The following is a 19,431-nucleotide window of genomic DNA, read 5'->3' as shown; positions in this document are numbered from 1 at the left end:
TTTTCTACAGGGGACTTGAATGTCCGTACGACGCACACGCAAAGACGATGGTAGCCAGTGGACCGTGGCCGATAGCCGCAGTGTTTATGGCATCCGCCATTGGGGCGCAGGGTATTTCGCCATCAATGAAGCCGGGCGCGTCGAAGTGCGCCCCAATGGCCCCAACAGCGCGCCGATCGACCTGTTCGAGCAGGTCGACGAGTTGCGCCAGAGCGGCCTGTCGCTGCCGCTGCTGGTGCGCTTCCCCGACATTTTGCAGGACCGCGTGCGCCAGCTGACCGGCGCCTTCGACGCCAACATCGCGCGCCTGGAGTACCAGAGCCAGTACACCGCCCTGTACCCGATCAAGGTCAACCAGCAAGAAGCGGTGGTGGAAAACATCATCGCCACCCAGAACGTCTCGATTGGCCTGGAAGCCGGCTCCAAGCCCGAGCTGCTGGCCGTGCTGGCGCTGGCGCCCAAAGGCGGCACCATTGTTTGCAACGGTTACAAGGACCGCGAGTTCATTCGCCTGGCGCTGATGGGCCAGAAGCTTGGCCACAACGTGTTCATCGTCATCGAGAAAGAATCCGAAGTCGCCCTGGTGATCGAGGAAGCCGCTGATCTGAAGGTCAAGCCGCAGGTCGGCCTGCGCGTGCGCCTGTCGTCGCTGGCGTCGAGCAAGTGGGCCGATACCGGTGGCGAGAAGTCCAAGTTCGGTCTGTCTGCGGCCCAGCTGATCTCGGTGGTCGAGCGTTTTCGTGGCGCCGGCCTGGATCAGGGCATTCGCCTGCTGCACTTCCACATGGGTTCGCAGATCGCCAACCTGGCGGACTACCAGCACGGCTTCAAGGAAGCTATCCGCTACTACGGCGAGCTGCGCGCCTTGGGCCTGCCGGTCGATCACATCGACGTCGGCGGCGGCCTGGGGGTCGACTACGACGGCACCCACTCGCGCAACGCCAGCTCGATCAACTACGACATCGACGATTACGCCGCAGTCGTGGTGGGCATGCTCAAGGAGTTCTGCGATGCCCAGGGCCTACCGCACCCGCACATCTTCTCGGAAAGCGGCCGCGCCCTGACTGCGCACCACGCGATGCTGGTGGTGCAGGTCACCGACGTCGAGAAGCACAACGACGAAGTGCCCACCATCGAAAACAAGGAAAGCCTGCCGGAGACCGTGCAGTGGCTGGTCGACCTGCTCGGCCCGACCGATATCGAGATGGTGACCGAGACCTACTGGCGCGCTACCCACTACATGGGTGACGTGGCCGCGCAGTATGCCGACGGCAAGATCAGCCTGGCCGAGAAAGCCCTGGCCGAGCAGTGCTACTTCGCTGTATGCCGCCGCCTGCACAACTCGCTCAAGGCTCGCCAGCGTTCGCATCGCCAAGTGCTCGATGAGCTCAACGACAAGCTGGCCGACAAGTACATCTGCAACTTCTCGGTGTTCCAGAGCCTGCCGGACACCTGGGCGATTGGCCAGGTACTGCCGATTCTGCCGCTGCATCGCCTCAACGAAGAGCCGCTGCGCCGCGCCGTGCTGCAGGATCTGACCTGTGACTCGGATGGCAAGATCAACCAGTACGTCGATGAGCAGAGCATCGAGACCAGCCTGCCGGTGCATGGCATCAACGAAGGTGAAGACTACCTGTTGGGGATCTTCCTGGTCGGTGCCTACCAGGAGATCCTGGGCGACATGCATAACCTGTTTGGTGACACCGATTCGGTGAACATCTACCAGAATGCCGATGGCAGCGTGTACCACGCCGGGATCGAGACCCATGACACCATCGAAGACATGCTGCGCTACGTGCACTTGTCGCCGGAGGAGTTGATGACGCATTACCGTGACAAGGTGGCCAGCGCCAAGATCACTGCGCGTGAGCGTACCCAGTATCTGGATGCGTTGCGCCTTGGCTTGACCCGCTCTTCCTACCTGTCGTCGTAAGCTTCAATGGCTTGGGTGCTCTCAGGGCACCCACTGCCCCTGCCGCTCCAACCGCCACCCCAACCACCCCAGCGTCACCGCCCGCAACCCCATGAAGGCGAGAAACGCCAACCACAATCCATGGTTGCCGAACCCGCTCGCCATCCACGCCAGTGGGCAAGCCAGCACCACGCTTAACAGCATCGCATTGCGCATTTCCTGCGCTCTGGTCGCGCCAATGAACAAGCCATCGAGCAAATAACTCCACACCGCCACCAGCGGCAGCAACGCCAGATAGGGCAAGAACGGATACGCCGCCGCCCGTACGCTCTGGATATCTGTCTGCAAGTCGATGAACAGATGCCCGCCCAGCAGGAACAACAGCGCAAAGCCGATACTCACGATCAACGACCAGCCGCCCGCCACTACCAGCGAGCGGCGCAGGGTCTGGCGATCACGCGCGCCGATGGCGTGGCCGCATAACGCCTCGACCGCATGGGCCAGGCCATCCAGGGCATAAGCCGTCAGCATCAGCCCATTGAGCAGCAAGGCATTGGCCGCCACTGTCGCCTCGCCCAAGCGCGCGCCTTGTACCGTCAGCAGCAGGAACACCAGCTGCAAGGCCAGGCTGCGCAAAAAGATATCGCGGTTGACCGCCAGCAACGGCCGCCAGGCCTGCCAACGCTTCAACCCCGCCCAGGCGATCTGCCCAGGGTAGGCACGCAACGCCGGGCGGGTAAGGGCCAGGCCCAACAGCGCAGCACTCCATTCAGCAATCACCGAGGCCCGCGCCGAACCGACCACGCCCCAGTCCAGGCCAAGGACGAACCACAGGTTCAGGGCAATGTTCAGCAGGTTGGTAGTGAGCAGGATGGCCAGTGGCGCGCGGGCGTTCTGGGTACCGAGGAACCAGCCGACCAGGGCGTAGCTGGCCAAGGCTGCCGGCAAACCCAGCAAGCGTGTGTGGAAAAAATCTTCGGTGGATTGATGCAGCGCCGTGCTCGGCTGCATCGCGTGCAACGCCAATTGGCTGAAGGGCAGGGCGAGCAGGCCGATGACGATGGCAAAGCCCAGTGCCAGCAGCAGCCCTTGCACCAGCACCTGGCGCAACGCTGCACCGTCGGCGCGCCCCGCAGCCTGGGCGGCGAAGCCCGTGGAGCCCATGCGCAGGAAGCCCATCAGCCCGACCATGAAGGTGAACAGGGTGGCGCCCACCGCCACTGCGCCGAGCTGGTGAGCATGCGGCAGATGGCCGATGACGGTGCTGTCGACCAGCGCGACCAGGGGCACCGAAATGTTGGACAGGATCATAGGCGCGGCCAGGCCCCAGACCTTGCGGTGGCTCGGGCGATCATGCCAGTCGGCGATAAGAGAAAACATGCGAAGTCCTGGAAGTGGAACTGCCTGTAAGACTGTTTCGGGTAAGGGGTGGATTTGCCCGACGGCATTGTAGCGGCCAGGCAACCAAACTGCGCGAACGCGGTCTCACTTGCCGCTCCATACCGGGTACGGCGCTCGCGGTTGCGCTATAGTTGGTGCCCTTACGAACACGCTGCCGAAGAGTCCCCTCTCTCATGCTCAACAAAGGATTGTTGCTGGCCTGCGCGCTGGCCCTGCTCAGTGCCTGTGATTCCTCCTCCAAGGACACCCCTGCACCCGCGGAAAAACCGCCGGCCACTGCGCCTGCCGAAGCTAAACCGGCCAAGCGCGAAGACCCCGCCGTTCTCGCAAAACGCTATGCCGGTCGCGAGCTGACAGTGCTGGATGTTTCGGAAACCCAGGTCGATGGCGCCAGTGCGTTGTCGATCAGCTTTTCCGCACCGCTGGATGCCAGCCAGGACTTCGCCGCCAAGGTGCACCTGGTCGATACCGTCAAAGGCAAGGTCGATGGCGCCTGGGAGCTCTCGGACAACCAAATGGAGCTGCGCCTGCGCCACCTCGAGCCGCAGCGCAAGCTGGTCCTGACCGTCGACAAGGGCCTGCTGGCAGTCAATGGCAACGCGCTGGCCAGTGAATCGGTCAGCCGTCTGGAAACCCGCGACATGCAGCCGACCATCGGCTTCGCCAGCCGTGGCTCGTTGCTGCCCACCCGCTTGGCCGAAGGCCTGCCGGTGATCGCCCTGAACGTCGACAAGGTCGATGTCGAGTTCTTCCGCATCAAGCCGGAAATGCTCTCGACCTTCCTGGTCAACTGGGGCCGTAACAGCAGCTTGTACTACTACCAGTCCAAGGAAACGTTGCAGATGGCCGAGCTGGTGTACAGCGGCCGCTTCGACCTCAACCCTGCGCGCAACACCCGTGAAACCGTGTTGCTGCCCATCGCCGGGATCAAGCCACTGCAAGACCCAGGCGTGTACCTGGCGGTGATGCGTGCCTCCGGCACCTACGACTACTCGCAGCCGGCGACCCTGTTCACCCTCAGTGACATTGGCGTCTCCGCGCACCGTTACCGTGACCGTCTGGACGTGTTCGCCCAGGCCCTGGAAGGCGGCAAGGCGCTCAACGCAGTCAACCTCGAACTGCACGATGACAAGGGCAAGCTGCTGGCCCAGGCCAAGACCGACAGCGACGGCCATGCGCAACTGCCGATCACGGCCAAGGCCGACACCCTGATCGCCACCCAAGGTGTCCACACCACCTTGCTGCGTCTGAACACCGCTGCCCTGGACCTGGCTGAATTCGATATCACCGGGCCGCAAGCCAATCCGCTGCAATTCTTCATCTTTGGCCCGCGCGATTTGTATCGCCCGGGTGAAACCGTATTGCTCAATGGCCTGTTGCGCGATCAGGACGGCAAGCCCATCAAGGCCCAGCCGGTGAGCGTGGAAGTGCGCCGACCGGATGAGCAGGTCAGCCGCAAATTCGTCTGGGAGGCCGATGCCAATGGCCTTTATCAATATCAGCTGCAATTGGCCACTGAGGCGCCTACCGGTCGCTGGCAACTGCTGCTGGACGTGGGCGGTGGTCGCAAGCAGGTGTACGAGTTTCTCGTCGAGGATTTTTTGCCCGAGCGTCTGGCGCTGGAACTCAAGGGCAGCAGCACGCCGCTGAGCCCTGAGCAAACCGCACACATCCAGGTCAACGGCGGCTACCTCTATGGCGCGCCTGCTGCCGGCAACCGCCTGAGCGGCCAGGCCTATGTGCGGCCGCTGCGTGAGGCAGTGCCGGCGTTGCCGGGTTATCAGTTCGGTTCGGTCACCGAGACCGAGCTCAATCAGGATCTGGAACTGGACGAAGTCACCCTCGACCAGGCCGGCAAGGCAACAGTGGACATCGAGAGCCGCTGGGCCGAGGCTCGTTCGCCCCTGCAACTGACTGTGCAGGCCAGCCTGCAAGAGTCGGGTGGTCGGCCGATTACCCGCCGCCTCGAACAACCGATCTGGCCGGCCGAGCGCCTGCCGGGCCTGCGCGGGCTATTCGAGGGGGAAGAAACCGACAGCGACGGCCCAGTCGAATTCGAAGTGCTGGTGGCCGACCGCAACGGTAAAAAGCTCGCAGTCGATAACCTCAAGGTGCGCCTGATCCGCGAGCGTCGTGACTACTATTGGAACTACTCGGACAGCGACGGCTGGAGCTACAACTACAACGAGAAGTTCCTGACCCAGAGCGAGGAGACTGTCAGCGTCAAGGCCGGCTCCACGGCCAAGCTCAACTTCCTGGTCGAGTGGGGCCCATACCGGGTCGAGGTGGAAGATCCGCAGACTGGCCTGGTGTCCAGCGCACGCTTCTGGGCTGGCTACCGTGCCCAGGACAACGCCGAAGGCGGCGCGGTACGTCCCGACCAGGTCAAGCTGGCGCTGGACAAGAAGTCCTACGCCGATGGCGCCACTGCCCAGGTCACCGTCACCCCACCGGCCGCCGGCAGTGGTTACCTGATGGTCGAATCCAGCGACGGTCCGCTGTGGTGGCAAGAGATCGATGTGCCTGCCGAGGGCAAGACCTTCGACGTCAAGCTCGATAGCAAGTGGGCGCGCCACGACCTGTATATCAGTGCCCTGGTGATCCGCCCCGGTGAGCGCAAGGCCAATGCCACGCCCAAGCGCGCGGTTGGCGTACTGCACCTGCCGCTCGATCGCGCCGAGCGCAAGCTGGCGGTGACCTTGCAAGCGCCGGAGAAAATGCGTCCCAAGCAGCCGCTGACGGTCAAGTTCAAAGCCGTCAATGCCGATGGCAGCGTTCCCAAGCAGGTGCATGTGCTGCTGTCTGCGGTGGATGTCGGCATCCTCAATATCACCGACTTCAAGACCCCAGACCCGTTCGCCAGCCTGTTCGGCCGCAAGGCCTATGGTGCTGACCAATTGGACATCTACGGCCAGTTGATCGAAGCTGGCCAAGGCCGTCTGGCCAGCCTGGCGTTCGGTGGCGATGCGGGCATGGCCAAGGGCGGCAAGCGCCCCAATACCACGGTGACCATCGTCGCTCAGCAGAGCCTGCCAGTGACCCTGAACGACAAGGGTGAAGGCGAGGCCACTGTCGACATCCCCGATTTCAACGGTGAGCTGCGGCTGATGGCCCAGGCCTGGAGCGACGAGCACTTTGGCATGGCCGAAGGCAAGACGGTGGTCGCCGCGCCGCTGATCGCCGAGTTGTCGGCGCCACGCTTCCTGGCCGGCGGCGACCGCACCAACCTGGCGCTGGATTTGGCCAACCTGTCCGGTCGCGCCCAGCAACTGACTGTGCAACTGAGCACCGAAGGTCAGCTCGGCCTGGTTGCCGCCAATCAGCAAAACATCACCTTGGCCGAGGGCCAGCGCAGCACCTTGATGATTCCGGTTCAAGCCCAGGGTGGCCTTGGCCAGGGCAAGGTCCATGTGCAGGTCAACGGCTTGCAACTGCCAGGCGAGCCTGCCATGGCCTTCGAGCGTGAATGGACCTTGGGCATTCGCCCGGCCTACCCGGCGATGCTCAAGCACTACCGGGTGGCACTCAAGGATCAACCCTGGAGCTTGCCGGAGAGCGATCTGGCCGAGTTCGAACCAGCGGGCCTGGAAGCCAGCCTCGCCCTGTCGAGCCGCCCGCCATTGAACCTTGCCGAGCAGATCCGTGCGCTTGAGGCGTATCCCTATGGCTGCCTGGAGCAGACCACCAGTGGCCTGTATCCGTCGCTCTACGCCGACGCCGAAAGCCTCAAGCGCCTGGGCATCAAGGGCGAGCCGGCCGATGTGCGCAAACGCAAGATCGAGATGGGTATCGAGCACCTCTTGGGCATGCAGCGCTACAACGGCAGCTTCGGCCTGTGGAGTTCGGACAGCGAGGAAGAGTACTGGCTGACCGCCTATGTCACCGACTTCCTGCTGCGCGCTCGCGAACAAGGTTATGGCGTGCCGGCCGAAGCGCTGAAGAAAGCCAACGAGCGCCTGCTGCGTTATCTGCAAGAGCGCAACTTGATCGAAGTGAACTACAGCCAGAACGCCGAGCACACCCGCTTCGCGGTACAGGCCTACGCCGCGCTGGTGCTGGCCCGCAGTCAGCAGGCGCCACTGGGTGCCTTGCGCAGCCTGTTCGAGCGCCGCAGTGACGCCCGCTCCGGCCTGCCCCTGGTGCAACTGGCGGTGGCGCTGGACAAGATGGGCGACAAGCCGCGTTCGCAGCAAGCCTTGCAGGCCGGCCTGGGCATTGGCCGCAGCGACGGCTGGATGGCCGACTATGGCAGCGCGGTGCGCGATCAGGCGCTGATCCTGGCGTTGTTGCAGGAGAACAACCTGGCCAGTAACCAGGTCGACCAGCGTCTGTTCGCCTTGTCCGATGAGTTGGCGGCCAATCGCTGGCTGTCGACTCAAGAGCGCAACGCGCTGTACCTGGCTGGCCGTGGTCTGCTGGGTAAACCCGAAGGCAAATGGCAGGCGCGTCTGGACAGTGCCGGTGAGATTCGTGAGCTGGACAACGCAGAATCTGGCATGAAGCTCGAAGGCCCTCTGCTGGCATCGCCACTGACGGTGCAGAACCAGGGCAGCGAGACCCTCTACCAGCAACTGACCCTGTCCGGTTATCCGCGCCAGGCGCCTGCGCCAAGTGGCAACGGCATGGAGATTCGTCGCGAGTACCTGGGCATGAACGGCCAGTACCTTGATCTGCGTAATCTGCGCAGTGGTGATCTGGTCCTGGTGCATCTTGCGCTCAAGGCGCACAGCCAGGTGCCGGACGCGCTGGTTGTCGACCTGCTGCCTGCGGGGTTGGAGCTTGAGAACCAGAACCTGGCCCAGAGCGCGGCCAGCCTGGAAAACGCCAGCAGCGCGGTGAAGCAGTGGCGCGAGTCGATGCAGAACGCCAACGTGGTGCATCAGGAATACCGTGATGACCGATACGTAGCGGCGCTCAAGCTCGATAGCTACGGCACCACGCACCTGTTGTACCTGGCGCGTGCGGTCACCCCGGGCACCTATCGGGTGCCGCCACCGCAGGTCGAGTCGATGTACCGGCCGAACGTGCAGGCGGTGGGCGAAAGCCAGGGTGAGTTGGTGGTCAAGGCGCGCTAGGGGCCGCTGGCCTCATCGCGGGGCAAGCCCGCTCCTACAGGGGAGGCCCATGTAGGAGCGGGCTTGCCCGCGATGAGGACCGATCCTGGATCAATGAATGATCCAGCTCAGCACCCACAACCCTAACACCAACCAGATGATCCCAAGGATGATCGAAGCGCGCATGAACGCGCGGATCGCCGAGTACAGCAGCAACAGGCCGACGATCAGGGCCAGGATGCTGACCAACGAGGTGTCCATGCCCAAGGTGCGTGCCAGACCATCGATAAAGTTGCCGCCGGCATTGGCCAGCAGGTTGAACAGCCCGCTCAATGCGTCGACGATAAAGCGGATCAACGCGCCCAATGCCTGGCCCAGCCAATCGAAAAAACCTTCTACATGCATAATCGCTTCCTGATGATCAATCCAAGGCTTTGGCCATCACCTGGCCAGGTCGGTTCCCGATGCCAAGCTTAGTACGCCCACATAGCCGTGCGGGACGGCTACTGCGCGGCATTGTCGTGGGCTGCCTGCTGGCGATGGGCCTGCTGTGGTTGGCCGATCGTATCTGGCCATTGCCGATGCCCGCCGATGACCTGGCGCGGGTGGTCCTGGCCGAAGATGGCACGCCGCTTTGGCGTTTTGCCGATGCCGAAGGCGTCTGGCGTTATCCCATCAGCCCCGATGAGGTGTCGCCGCTGTATTTGCAGGCGCTGCTGACCTACGAAGACCGCTGGTTCTACCGCCACCCCGGGGTCAACCCGCTGGCGCTGGTGCGCGCGGCCTGGCTTAACCTCAGCGGTGGCCGGGTGGTGTCCGGGGGCAGCACCTTGTCGATGCAGGTGGCGCGTTTACTCGACCCGCACGAGCGCACCTTGCTGGGCAAGTCGCGCCAGTTGTGGCGAACGTTGCAGTTGGAGTGGCACCTGTCCAAGCGCGAGATCCTCCAGCTGTATCTCAATCGAGCACCGTTTGGCGGCACCCTGCAAGGCGTGGCGGCGGCCAGTTGGGCGTATCTGGGCAAATCACCCAAACACCTCACCCCAGCGGAGGCGGCCATGCTCGCGGTATTGCCGCAGGCGCCCAGCCGGTTACGCCCAGACCGCCATCCGCAACGGGCCCAGGCGGCTCGCGACAAAGTCCTGCAGCGCTTGGCCGAGTATCAGGTGTGGCCCGCGCAACAGGTCGATGAGGCACGCGAGGAGCCCTTGCTGCTGGCGCCGCGCCAGGAACCGGCGCTGGCTCCGCTGCTGGCGCGAAGGCTCAATAGCGCCAACAGCCCACCGCTGATTCGCACCACCGTCGATGCCTCGTTGCAGCGGCGCCTGGAAGATTTGCTGCTGGGCTGGCGCGCGCGGCTGCCCGAGCGCACTTCAGCGGCGATCCTGGTGGTCGATTCGCAGACCATGGCAGTGCGCGCCTACCTGGGTTCAATCGACCTCGCCGATGAGCGCCGCTTCGGCCATGTCGATATGGTTCACGCGCTGCGCTCGCCGGGCTCGACGCTCAAGCCGTTCCTTTACGGCATGGCCTTGGATGACGGTCTGATCCATTCCGAATCGCTGTTGCAGGACGTACCGCGCCGCTATGGCGACTACCGTCCGGGCAACTTCTCCATGGGCTTCAGTGGGCCGGTCTCTGCAAGCTCAGCCTTGGCCCTGTCGCTCAACCTGCCGGCGGTGCAATTGCTGGAGGCCTACGGCCCTAAGCGGTTCGCTGCGCAACTGCGCATGGGCGGCATGCCGCAGATACTGCCGCCATTGGCCGAACCGAACCTGTCGCTGATTCTGGGCGGTGCCGGCAGCCGTCTGGAAGACCTGGTCGGCGGCTATGCGGCCCTGGCCCGCGCCGGGAACAGTGCGCGTATTCGGCTGCAACCGCAGGATCCTCTGCTGGAGCGCCGATTGCTCTCACCTGGGGCAGCGTGGATTATCCGGCGTATTCTCAGCGGCCAGGCGCGCCCGGACCGCGACCCGCACGCAGAACTGGTACAGCGCCCGCAGCTGGCCTGGAAGACCGGCACCAGCTACGGCTTTCGTGATGCCTGGGCGGTAGGGGTAGGACCACGATATTTGATCGGGGTGTGGATTGGCCGCCCCGATGGCACTCCGGTGCCTGGCCAGTTCGGCCTGGCCTCGGCGGCGCCGTTGATGCTGCAAGTGCATGACCTGTTGAGCAATCGCGACGCCCAGCGAGGTATCAGTGCGCCAGTCGAGCAGGTGCCAGCGTCGGTTGGCGTTGCCGCGATCTGCTGGCCGTTGGGCCAGCCGATGAATCGGCAAGACCCCAATTGCCGGCGCCAACGCTTTGCCTGGACCCTCGACAACACCACCCCGCCGACCTTGCAGGCGGCTGACCAGCCATTGGGCCTGAGCCTGCGCGAAACCGTCTGGGTCAATGACCAAGGCTTGCGTGTGGATGCCAGCTGCGCCGGAGCCAAGGCGCAAGACATCGCCCTCTGGCCGGCCCCATTGGAACCTTGGCTGGCCCGGGTCGAGCGGCGTGCAGCGCGTCTGCCGCGAGTCGACCCGGCCTGCCCGCCGCAGGTGCCGGCCAGCGCGCCACCGCTGTCGATCGTCGGCGTTCGCCCCGGTGATAACCTGCGTCGCCCGGCGACCAGCAGCGAGCCTCTGCAGCTGCATGTTTCGGCGTTAGGCGGCGCTGGCCAGCGCTGGTGGTTCGTCAATGGCCAGCCGCTGGGTGAAACCCGCGGCCAGGAGAGCATGCTGGTGCGTTTCGAACAGGCCGGGCGCATCGAACTCAGCGCCTTGGACGAGAGCGGCGAGACGGCGCGTGTAGAGTTCCAGGTCAGCGAATGATTCAACGGCGCCAGGCGCGCACAAGGTTCGACGTTTACTAGGCCAGCGCCTAGGCTTTGCACGTGACGGGCGGCAATTGCGGCCCTTATCCACGGGATCATGGAGTGTCCGAATGCGCCCTCTGGTCGTGTCCCTGCTGATGCTGTCCTGGTCGGGGCTGGCCGGGGCCCAGCCTTTGCCCAGCTTTCTCAACGGTAACGACATCGAGCGACGCCTACCCAGCGCGAATTTGCCGGTCGACGCCTATCGCCCGAACATCCCGGTAATGCACGTTGCGCCGATAGCTGGCGGTCAGCCACAGGCACTGCCCCTGAGCAGCCGGTTCGAGTTGCGCAAAGTCCGCTTCGAGGGCGGTACGGTGTTCCCCTTGAGTGATCTGCGCGAGCATTACCGGCCATTGATCGGCCGCATGGTTACCTTGAGCGAACTGGTCGCGTTCACCCAGCGCTTGACCCAGCGCTATCAGCAGGATGGCTACCTGCTCTCATACGCCTACTTGCCACCCCAGGACTTTGCCGATGGCCGGGTGCGCGTGGTGCTGGTGGAAGGTTATATCCGTGATTACCAGATAGAGGGCGACATCGGTCCGGCTGCCACCTACCTGGACACCCTGATGGGCAAGCTCAAGGCTGAGCGGCCGCTGACCCGAACCACCTTCGAGCGCTATACCAGCCTGATCAATCGCATCCCGGGAGTGAGCTTTGCCGCGCATTTAGCTGCGCCAGCGAGCGCTGATGGCGCTGCGCGGCTGGTCGCCCAGGCCTCGCGCAAACCGCTCAGCACTGCCGTGCAGGTCGGCAAGGGCAGTCGCGATGATCTACAAGCGCTGATCGCACTGACCAGCAATGGGCAAACCCGTTTCGCCGAACAGCTCTCGGCCAGCGTACTGGTGCCACCTGGAGAGGATGACAGTCGTTATGGCCGGCTGGATTATGGTCAGTACCTGGATGGCGAGGGCAGCCGCCTGCTGCTTTCGGCTGCGCGCTACCGCAGCGAGCCTAGTACGCGGGTACGCCTGGACAATGGCATCGATCTGAGCCAGCAGCACGAGACGGATCGCTATTCGGTCGGAATTAGCCAGACCCTGATCGCCTCGCCCAGGCAATGGCTGGACGTGGTGGGACGCTTCTATGTGGTCAAGGACCGGATCGACTACCAGCGGGCTGGCTCTGGGCTGAAGTCAGATAGCCAGACCCACCTGCGTGCGCTGTCCTTCGAGGGCGACTGGCGCCAGGCCGACCCTGGCCGCCTGCGGATTGTCAGCGCCGGCGTGTACCAGGGGTTGGACTATTTCGGGGCGCGGACCAATGCCGACTACGACCTGGATTTTCTCCGTCTGCGCCTGTCTGCCCTGCAGAGCGATCAGTGGTTCGACAACTGGCAAGGCGTGGCTTCGGCGGCGTTGTCCTGGAGCGGTGACAGCCTGCCTGAGAGCGAGCGCGTGGTGTTTGGTGGGCAGAGCTTCGGCCGTGGTTATCCCAGTGACCAAGCCTGGGGTGACAAGGGCTGGGGTGTGGCCTATGAGCTGAACTACAGCTTCAAGCGAGAAGGCCATTGGGTGAAGGTGCTGCAACCCTACGTCGTGGTGGACGCCGCCCGCACCTGGTTCAACGAGGTTGATATCCGCGAGGCACGCCTGTCATCGGCAGCGCTCGGCGTGAGGCTGGGTGATGCGCGGTACTACAACGTCGCACTTGAAGTCGCCAAGCCGTTATCTGACATCGCCCTGGACAGCCTTGATCGGCGGCCGCGGATGACCTTGAGTTTCAGTTGGCAGTTGTGAGCTGTTAAAGGGCGACATTACTGGCGAACCACCTGCATCCTCGGTGTGGGGAACAGGTTCTCCAGCGTCTCCAGCAGGCGGGCGTGGAAGATCGGCTTGCGAAACAGATCCAGTACCTGCAAGCGCAGCAGGTCGCTGACATCTTCCAGATCGGCATGCCCGGACATGACGATCACCGGCAGGTGTTGGCGGGAGGTGTGGTCGCGCAGGCGCTTGATCAGGCCGATGCCGCTTTCTTCGGGCATACGCAGGTCGGTGATGACCAAGGCGACGTCAGGGTAGCGCGTGAGTTGCTGCAGTGCGGCTTTGACGGAGGTGGCGGTGTGGCACTTGAAACCTTCGTTTTCCAGTAATTCGGCAAGTTCGAGCAGTGCCTCTTCCTCGTCGTCGACTAGAAGGATCTGTTGACGCAAGGAAGAGGTTGGCATCGTCGGCTCCTGACGGGTAGGTAGCGCAGGGCATGCGGGTGCGGCTTGCGATCAAGGCGTGATGGCGGTCTGGATGGTAGTCATCATGGCTTTGACTTGTGCGGAGATCGGATCGACGAAGGCCGCCAGCGCTACGGCAACCATTGCCGCAATGACTGCGTACTCGATACCGGAGGCTCCGTCCTTGCGTTGCAGGAAGTTCTGGCAGTGGATGAGGATCTTGAGCAGCAACATGGCACATCTCCTTGCGCGGGCGGCGCCGGTTTGTGGGGCGTAAAGCGGTGATGCCCCTTTGCTATCACAGAATCGTCAAGCTACGCCGGAGTGCAAATGTAAGAAGGCATTAATTACAAAGTATTAGGTTGGTTCAGCGATGCTAAGCACCTGTTTTGCCTCAGCGTCAAATTCATGGCTGGAAAAACTTAGTCTCGCTCATGGCGATTTAGCCGCTCTGAACTACCGTGCAATAGCGAAATAGTTACTTTTTGCCATCATGGGTTTCAGGTGCGGGAGAGCGGTAATGAGCAGTCGCTTGACCATGATCCTTGCCGGGCTGTTTCTGGTTGCGGCATTGCTTGCAGGGTATTGGGGGTTGGTGCTGAGTCGACCGCCCGCGCCCGTCGCTGCGCCGCCGAGTGTCGAGGTGACGACTCAGCCAGTAACCGCTCCGGCACCGATTCAGGTGGAGGAACCGCGCCGCTCGCCCATCGTCGTGTTGCGCCGCGACGTGGCCGCCAATACGCCTCTGAGCGAAGACGATCTGCTGATCGAGCGCTTGCAGGTGGTGCCTCAGGGCGCTTTCCAGCACATCGAGCAAGTGCTTGGCCGGCGCAGTGAGCGCGCCTTGGCTCAAGGGGCCTGGCTCGACGAGCACAGCTTTCAATCAGGTGGCCCGCTGGCGCGGATGATCCGCAGCCATGAGCGGGCGGTGGCTGTCGCAGTCGATGATGTCGTTGGCGCGGCAGGGCAGGTGCGCCCCGGCGACTATGTGGATGTGTTGCTGTTCTTGCGTGAAGAAAACCACAACCCGCAGTCCTCCGCCCAGGTCATCTTGCCTGCGCTGCGGGTATTGAGCGTCGGTGAGCAGACGGGCTTGGCCAATGACGGCCGCCCGGCGCAAACCGCCGAAGAGCAGCAGGGGCGGCATGACCCGATCGGCACTGGCAATCGCACCGTGGCCTTGGCCGTGCCTGAAGCCTTCGCCAGCCGCCTGATGCTGGCAGCCCAGGCCGGCACCCTGCGCTTGGCCGTGCGTAGCGCCGATGAGCAGTTGCTGGCGGGCTATTGGGCCAATCCACAGGCCAAGCCCCAGGTCGAAACTGCCAGTCGCGATCTGTTTCGCTTTAGCCAATTGTCCCAAGTGCCTATCGCTAACGTCGCGCCTGCGGCTGGCAACCCAGGTATGCAGATCATTCGCGGCGCCCAGAGCAACGATTCAGCCAAGACACCCTGAACCAGCAAGGATGCAGCCATGCGTAGTTCCGCGCGGATATTCACCCCGTTGTGCCTGGCCCTGTCGCTGATAACGAGCTTGCCCATGGCACAGGCGGCGGACAAGGGCTGTGCGGCGTTTGCCGACTTGCCCTCGGTGATCGAGATGGACCAGGGCCTGCAACAAGAGCTGCGCCTGCCGGTGACTATCAGCCGGGTGGCGGTGGGCGAGCCGAAGGTCGCCGATGTCCAGGCAAGTGGCGAGCGTGGCGTGCTGCTCACTGCAGTGGGGCCGGGGAGCACCACCTTGATGCTGTGGACCGCCTGCACCCCTTCGCCGCATCGGGCGATGCTGTTCGTCAAGGGCAGGGCCAGTGCCGACATGGCCGAAGACGCGCTGCTGCCTTCGCAGGATGAGCAACTGCCGACCCAGGTGCAGGCCGATATCCGTTTCGTCGAGGTGCGCCGGAGCAAATACAAGGAAGCCGGCGCACGGTTGTTCTTCAAGGGCTCGAACAACAGTCTGATCGGCTCGCCCAATACCGTGCCAAATACCGCTGTCACCCCTGGCAACGTGCCTATCGCGCGTCCTGCCATACCGCTTGATGACAGTGTGTTCAATATCGTCTGGGGCGGCGGCAGCAGCCGCTTCCTGGCTGCGATCAACGCGCTGGAAAATAGCGGCTTTGCCTACACCCTGGCGCGCCCGAGCCTGACCGTGCTCAGCGGCCTTACCGCGAGCTTCCTGGCCGGTGGCGAGATTCCTATCCCGGTGCCCAGTGCTGGCAGTGACAACGTCTCGATCGAGTACAAAGAGTTCGGCGTACGCCTGGCCCTGACCCCGACGGTGATCAGTCGCGACCGCATTACCCTCAAGGTGGCGCCGGAAGTCAGTGAGCTGGACTACAACAATGCGGTGACTATCGCCGGTACCCAGGTGCCTGGCTTGAGCGTGCGCCGCACGGATACCAGCATCTCCCTGGCCGACGGCGAGAGCTTCATCATCAGCGGTTTGATCAGCAGCAACACCCGCTCTTCGGTAGACCGTCTGCCCGGGCTGGGCAGCTTGCCGATATTGGGCGCGTTCTTTCGCCAGTCGGCCTTGGTCCGGGATGAGACCGAGCTGCTGATGATCGTGACCCCGCACTTGGTCCAGCCATTGGCTGCCAACGCCCGCCTGCCCGAGCTGCCGGGTGAGCACCTGCGCACCTACGACCCCAGCTGGGGCCAGCTGTTCTTCCTGGAAAACGGCAATTTCGATGGCCGCAGTGGGTTATCACGATGAACGAGAGCCTCAACCAGACGTACCTGGCGATCACCCGCAATGAGCAAGACCTCAACTGGTTGCAGGGCGCTTTGACCCAGCAGGGCCAGGTGATCGGCGCCAGTGGTGGCAGCCTCGACGAGTTGCTGGCGCTGGTCGACGTGACCTTCAGCAACCTGGTGTTCATTGGCTTGGACCGCGAGCAGTTGGTCACGCAGTGCGCCTTGATCGAGGGCGTTTTGGAGGCCAAGCCGATGCTGGCGATCGTCGCCCTCGGCGATGGCATGGACAACCAGTTGGTGCTGCATGCCATGCGCGCTGGCGCCCGCGACTTCGTTGCATACGGCTCGCGGGCCAGCGAGGTGGCTGGCCTGGTCCGGCGCCTGGGCAAGCGCTTGCCAGCGGTGACCAGCAACCCCAGCCTGGGTGGCCTGACCGTGCTCTACGGCGCCCAGCGCGGTGCCGACGGTGCGCTGCTGACCACTCATCTGGCGCGGGTGGTGCAGGACAGCGGCCAACAGACCCTGCTGCTCGACCTCGGTTTGCCGCGTGGCGACAGTCTGGCCTTGCTGGGCTTGGAAGCGTCGTTCTTCTTCGGCGACGCCTTGCGCCATTTGCGTCGGCTGGACGCCACGTTGATCGACAGCGCCTTCACCCGCGACAAGAGCGGCCTGCGCATTCTTGCCTATGCCGAAGCCGACGAGCCGCTGCGCAAGACCAGTGCCGCCGAGCTGTACATGCTGCTCAGCGCGCTGCGCCAGCACTTCCAGCACATTGTCCTCAACCTCACCGGGCAGACCGACAGTGAAGCGTTGCGCACTATCGTCAGCCATTGCGACAAGCTGATTCTCTACACCGATCAGAACATCCTCGATTGCCGGCGCAACCTGGAAGTGCTCGATCAATGGCGCGACCGCGGGATCAAGCTGGAGCACGCCAGCTTGCTGGTTGACCGCTACCTCAAGCATGTCGCGCCGGACGCCGAGGCCTTGGCCAAACGTTATGGGTTGCCGTTGCTCAAAGTCATGCCGTACAGCCCTGAGGTGCGTCTGAATGCCAAGAACCAAGGCCTGAGCCTGTTCGAACTGGCCCCGCGCGAAAGCCTGACACAAGCCTTGCAGGGCCTGGGCGAGCGCCTGGCGCAGCGTTCGCAAAGCCTTGAAACGCCCACGCTGACCTGGCTGCGACGCCTGTGGGGGAGCAAATGAGCGGCGACGAACCCTTTGGCGGTCAACGCCATGCTGCGGCTGAGCCGCAAGCGCTCAAGCGCGCCTTGCACCGCCACGTCATCGACAGCATCGAGGACAGCGGGCGCAACTTGCTCGAAGGTGCCCGGCCAGCCCTGACGCAGTTCGTCTTCGAGCAGGTTGGCGACTATGTGGCGCGTATGCGCCTGGCCCTGTCGCGCTACGAAATGGAGCGCATGGCCGAGGAGCTGGTCGACGAACTGACCGGCTATGGCCCACTTGAGGTGCTGCTACGTGATCCCAGCGTTACCGAAATTCTGGTCAACGGCCCGCACCGGGTGTTCGTCGAACGCGCCGGTTTATTGCAGCTGACGGACCTGCGCTTTATCGACGCGCACCATGTCGAGCGGGTCATGCAACGCATCCTGGCGCCCTTGGGGCGGCGCCTGGATGAGTCTTCGCCAATGGTCGATGCGCGCCTGCCCGATGGCAGCCGGGTCAATGCCATCATCCCACCGGTGGCCTTGGATGGGCCGTGCCTGTCGATCCGAAAATTTCGCCGCGACATGCTCAAGAGCGCCGACCTGCTCGCGACCCGGGCGATCGATCAGGCCATCTTCGACTTTCTTGAACGCGCGGTGGGACGGCGCTGCAATATTCTGGTCAGTGGCGGCACCGGGACCGGCAAGACCACCTTGCTCAATATCCTCAGCCTGATGATTGCCCCGCAGGAGCGCCTGGTGACCATCGAAGACGTCGCTGAACTGCAGCTCAATCACCCCCATGTGGTACGCCTGGAGACGCGCCCGCCGAACGTCGAGGGGCATGGTGAGATCAAGGCCAGCGAGCTGATTCGCAACGCCTTGCGGATGCGCCCGGATCGCATCCTGCTGGGTGAGATCCGCGGCGCCGAAGTGCTCGATGTGCTCACGGCGATGAACACCGGTCATGATGGCTCGATGAGCACCGTGCATGCCAACACCGCCCAGGACGCCTTGTTGCGCCTGGAAACCCTGGTCGGCCTGAGCGGCCGGCAGATTGCCGAGAAGACCTTGCGCCAGATGATCTGCGCGGCGCTCGATGTGGTGATTCAGCTGACGCGGCTGGCCGATGGCCGTCGCTGCGTCAGCGAAGTGCTCGAAGTGGTGGGGGTGCGCGACGATGTGTACGTGACCAACACGCTGTTTCGTCTCGACCGCCGCGGCGGCACCAGCTTTCTACGCGAAGCACCGAACCCGGCTGGCGCCAAGTTGCGCAACGAAGGTGTGCTGTGACTGGCGCCCTGCTGCTGGCGCTGTCGCCGCTGTTGCTCGGCGTCGCCCTGCTGCTGTTTCGCCTGGCCCTGTACAAGCGCGGCGAGGAGCGCATTCTGCAGCGCCTGGGCCGCGCCTATCGCTCGGTGCGCAGCGGCAAGGCGCGGCGTGACTGGTTCGACCCGCTGCTGCAACGGGCGGGCGTGGATACTGCCGCGTTCAATCCCAGGCCATGGCTGCTGGCGTGGGGCGGATTGGTCATGGCTGGCTTGCTGGTCTCTGGCTGGGCGGTCGGCTTGATGGTGCTGTTGAGTGGGCCTGCGCTGGGCTACTTGTACCTGGGCTGGCGTTATCGGCTGCGCGTGCGCCAGATCATCCAGCAACTGCCGGGCCTGTTGGACTACAGCGTGCGTAGCTTGAAGGCTGGGCGGACGTTGAACGATTCGGTGCTGGGCGGAATCGATGGCACTCGCGAACCACTGCGCTCGGCCATGGAGCGGGTGCGGCGCAGTGTCCGCCTGGGGGTAGCGCTGGAGGTGGCGGTCAGCGAGCTGGCCGAACTCTATGACCAGGACGAAATGCGCCTGTTCGCCCTTGGTCTGCGGATCAACCAGCAGTATGGCGGCAATGCCAGCGAGTTGATGGAGAACCTCATCAAGCTGATCCGCGAGCGCGAACAAGGCACGCGCCAGCTCAAGGCGTTGACCGGTGAAACGCGGGTCACCGCATGGATTCTCGGGGCGCTGCCGTTGAGCATGGTCGGCTACTTCCTGCTCGGTAACCCCGGCTACTTGCTGGGTATGTGGCGCGATAGCCAGGGGCAGATGCTGTTGTTACTGGCCTTTGCCTTCCAGGCACTCGGTTGCCTGGTGCTATGGCGCATGATGAGGAGCCTGTGA

At 63.6% G+C, this 19,431-nt stretch carries 13 protein-coding genes; 9 read left to right on the top strand and 4 right to left on the bottom strand.

What is annotated here, in order from left to right:
* Positions 1–19 precede the first annotated feature (19 nt).
* Positions 20–1,933: an arginine decarboxylase gene (gene speA / locus ACI2JX_RS21950; RefSeq protein ID WP_264235567.1), complete on the top strand. Its 1,914-nt coding sequence runs from the start codon at positions 20–22 to the stop codon at positions 1,931–1,933.
* A gap of 21 nt (positions 1,934–1,954) precedes the next feature.
* On the opposite strand, the gene ACI2JX_RS21945 is transcribed toward speA, so the two are convergent.
* Positions 1,955–3,292: an MATE family efflux transporter gene (locus ACI2JX_RS21945; RefSeq protein ID WP_404690973.1), complete on the bottom strand. Its 1,338-nt coding sequence runs from the start codon at positions 3,290–3,292 to the stop codon at positions 1,955–1,957.
* A gap of 194 nt (positions 3,293–3,486) precedes the next feature.
* On the opposite strand from ACI2JX_RS21945, the gene ACI2JX_RS21940 reads away from it, so the two are divergent.
* Positions 3,487–8,388, top strand: a complete 4,902-nt coding sequence (locus tag ACI2JX_RS21940; RefSeq protein WP_404690972.1) for an alpha-2-macroglobulin family protein — start codon at positions 3,487–3,489, stop codon at positions 8,386–8,388.
* 90 nt (positions 8,389–8,478) lie between these two features.
* Here the strand turns inward: ACI2JX_RS21940 and ACI2JX_RS21935 are convergent, their stop codons facing one another.
* The gene (locus ACI2JX_RS21935) at positions 8,479–8,772 is read right to left on the bottom strand and encodes a hypothetical protein (protein ID WP_186555523.1); all 294 of its coding nucleotides are present in this window, start codon (positions 8,770–8,772) and stop codon (positions 8,479–8,481) included.
* A 59-nt stretch (positions 8,773–8,831) separates the two neighbouring features.
* On the opposite strand from ACI2JX_RS21935, the gene pbpC reads away from it, so the two are divergent.
* Together pbpC and ACI2JX_RS21925 are read left to right on the top strand one after the other, a co-directional pair.
* Positions 8,832–11,186: a peptidoglycan glycosyltransferase PbpC gene (gene pbpC, locus ACI2JX_RS21930; protein ID WP_264235572.1), complete on the top strand. Its 2,355-nt coding sequence runs from the start codon at positions 8,832–8,834 to the stop codon at positions 11,184–11,186.
* 112 nt (positions 11,187–11,298) lie between these two features.
* On the top strand, positions 11,299–12,969 hold the full coding sequence (locus ACI2JX_RS21925) for a ShlB/FhaC/HecB family hemolysin secretion/activation protein (protein WP_404690971.1): 1,671 nt from the start codon (positions 11,299–11,301) through the stop codon (positions 12,967–12,969).
* A gap of 17 nt (positions 12,970–12,986) precedes the next feature.
* On the opposite strand, the gene ACI2JX_RS21920 is transcribed toward ACI2JX_RS21925, so the two are convergent.
* On the bottom strand, positions 12,987–13,397 hold the full coding sequence (locus ACI2JX_RS21920; protein WP_186555520.1) for a response regulator: 411 nt from the start codon (positions 13,395–13,397) through the stop codon (positions 12,987–12,989).
* Positions 13,398–13,448: 51 nt separating this feature from the next.
* Positions 13,449–13,631: a Flp family type IVb pilin gene (locus ACI2JX_RS21915; RefSeq protein WP_264235575.1), complete on the bottom strand. Its 183-nt coding sequence runs from the start codon at positions 13,629–13,631 to the stop codon at positions 13,449–13,451.
* Positions 13,632–13,917: 286 nt separating this feature from the next.
* Between ACI2JX_RS21915 and cpaB the strand changes: the two genes are divergently transcribed.
* Genes cpaB through ACI2JX_RS21890 form a run of 5 tightly spaced genes read left to right on the top strand, consistent with a single transcriptional unit; the run spans position 13,918 to position 19,431 of the window.
* Positions 13,918–14,850 (top strand): Flp pilus assembly protein CpaB, encoded by a 933-nt coding sequence (gene cpaB / locus ACI2JX_RS21910; RefSeq protein ID WP_404690970.1) that lies wholly within the window; start codon positions 13,918–13,920, stop codon positions 14,848–14,850.
* Positions 14,851–14,868: 18 nt separating this feature from the next.
* Positions 14,869–16,113, top strand: coding sequence for a type II and III secretion system protein family protein (locus tag ACI2JX_RS21905; RefSeq protein ID WP_264235577.1), 1,245 nt, complete (start codon positions 14,869–14,871; stop codon positions 16,111–16,113).
* A complete protein-coding gene (locus ACI2JX_RS21900; RefSeq protein WP_264235578.1) occupies positions 16,110–17,300 on the top strand; it encodes a pilus assembly protein in 1,191 nt (396 codons plus the stop codon). The genes ACI2JX_RS21905 and ACI2JX_RS21900 overlap by 4 nt, the downstream gene beginning before the upstream one ends.
* On the top strand, positions 17,297–18,553 hold the full coding sequence (locus tag ACI2JX_RS21895) for a CpaF family protein (protein ID WP_264235579.1): 1,257 nt from the start codon (positions 17,297–17,299) through the stop codon (positions 18,551–18,553). The genes ACI2JX_RS21900 and ACI2JX_RS21895 overlap by 4 nt, the downstream gene beginning before the upstream one ends.
* A complete protein-coding gene (locus ACI2JX_RS21890) occupies positions 18,550–19,431 on the top strand; it encodes a type II secretion system F family protein (RefSeq protein WP_404690969.1) in 882 nt (293 codons plus the stop codon). The genes ACI2JX_RS21895 and ACI2JX_RS21890 overlap by 4 nt, the downstream gene beginning before the upstream one ends.

It is taken from the genome of Pseudomonas sp. NPDC088890 (assembly GCF_044900155.1).
Classification (GTDB): domain Bacteria; phylum Pseudomonadota; class Gammaproteobacteria; order Pseudomonadales; family Pseudomonadaceae; genus Aquipseudomonas; species Aquipseudomonas urmiensis.
This window is presented reverse-complemented; position numbering and strand designations above follow the sequence as displayed.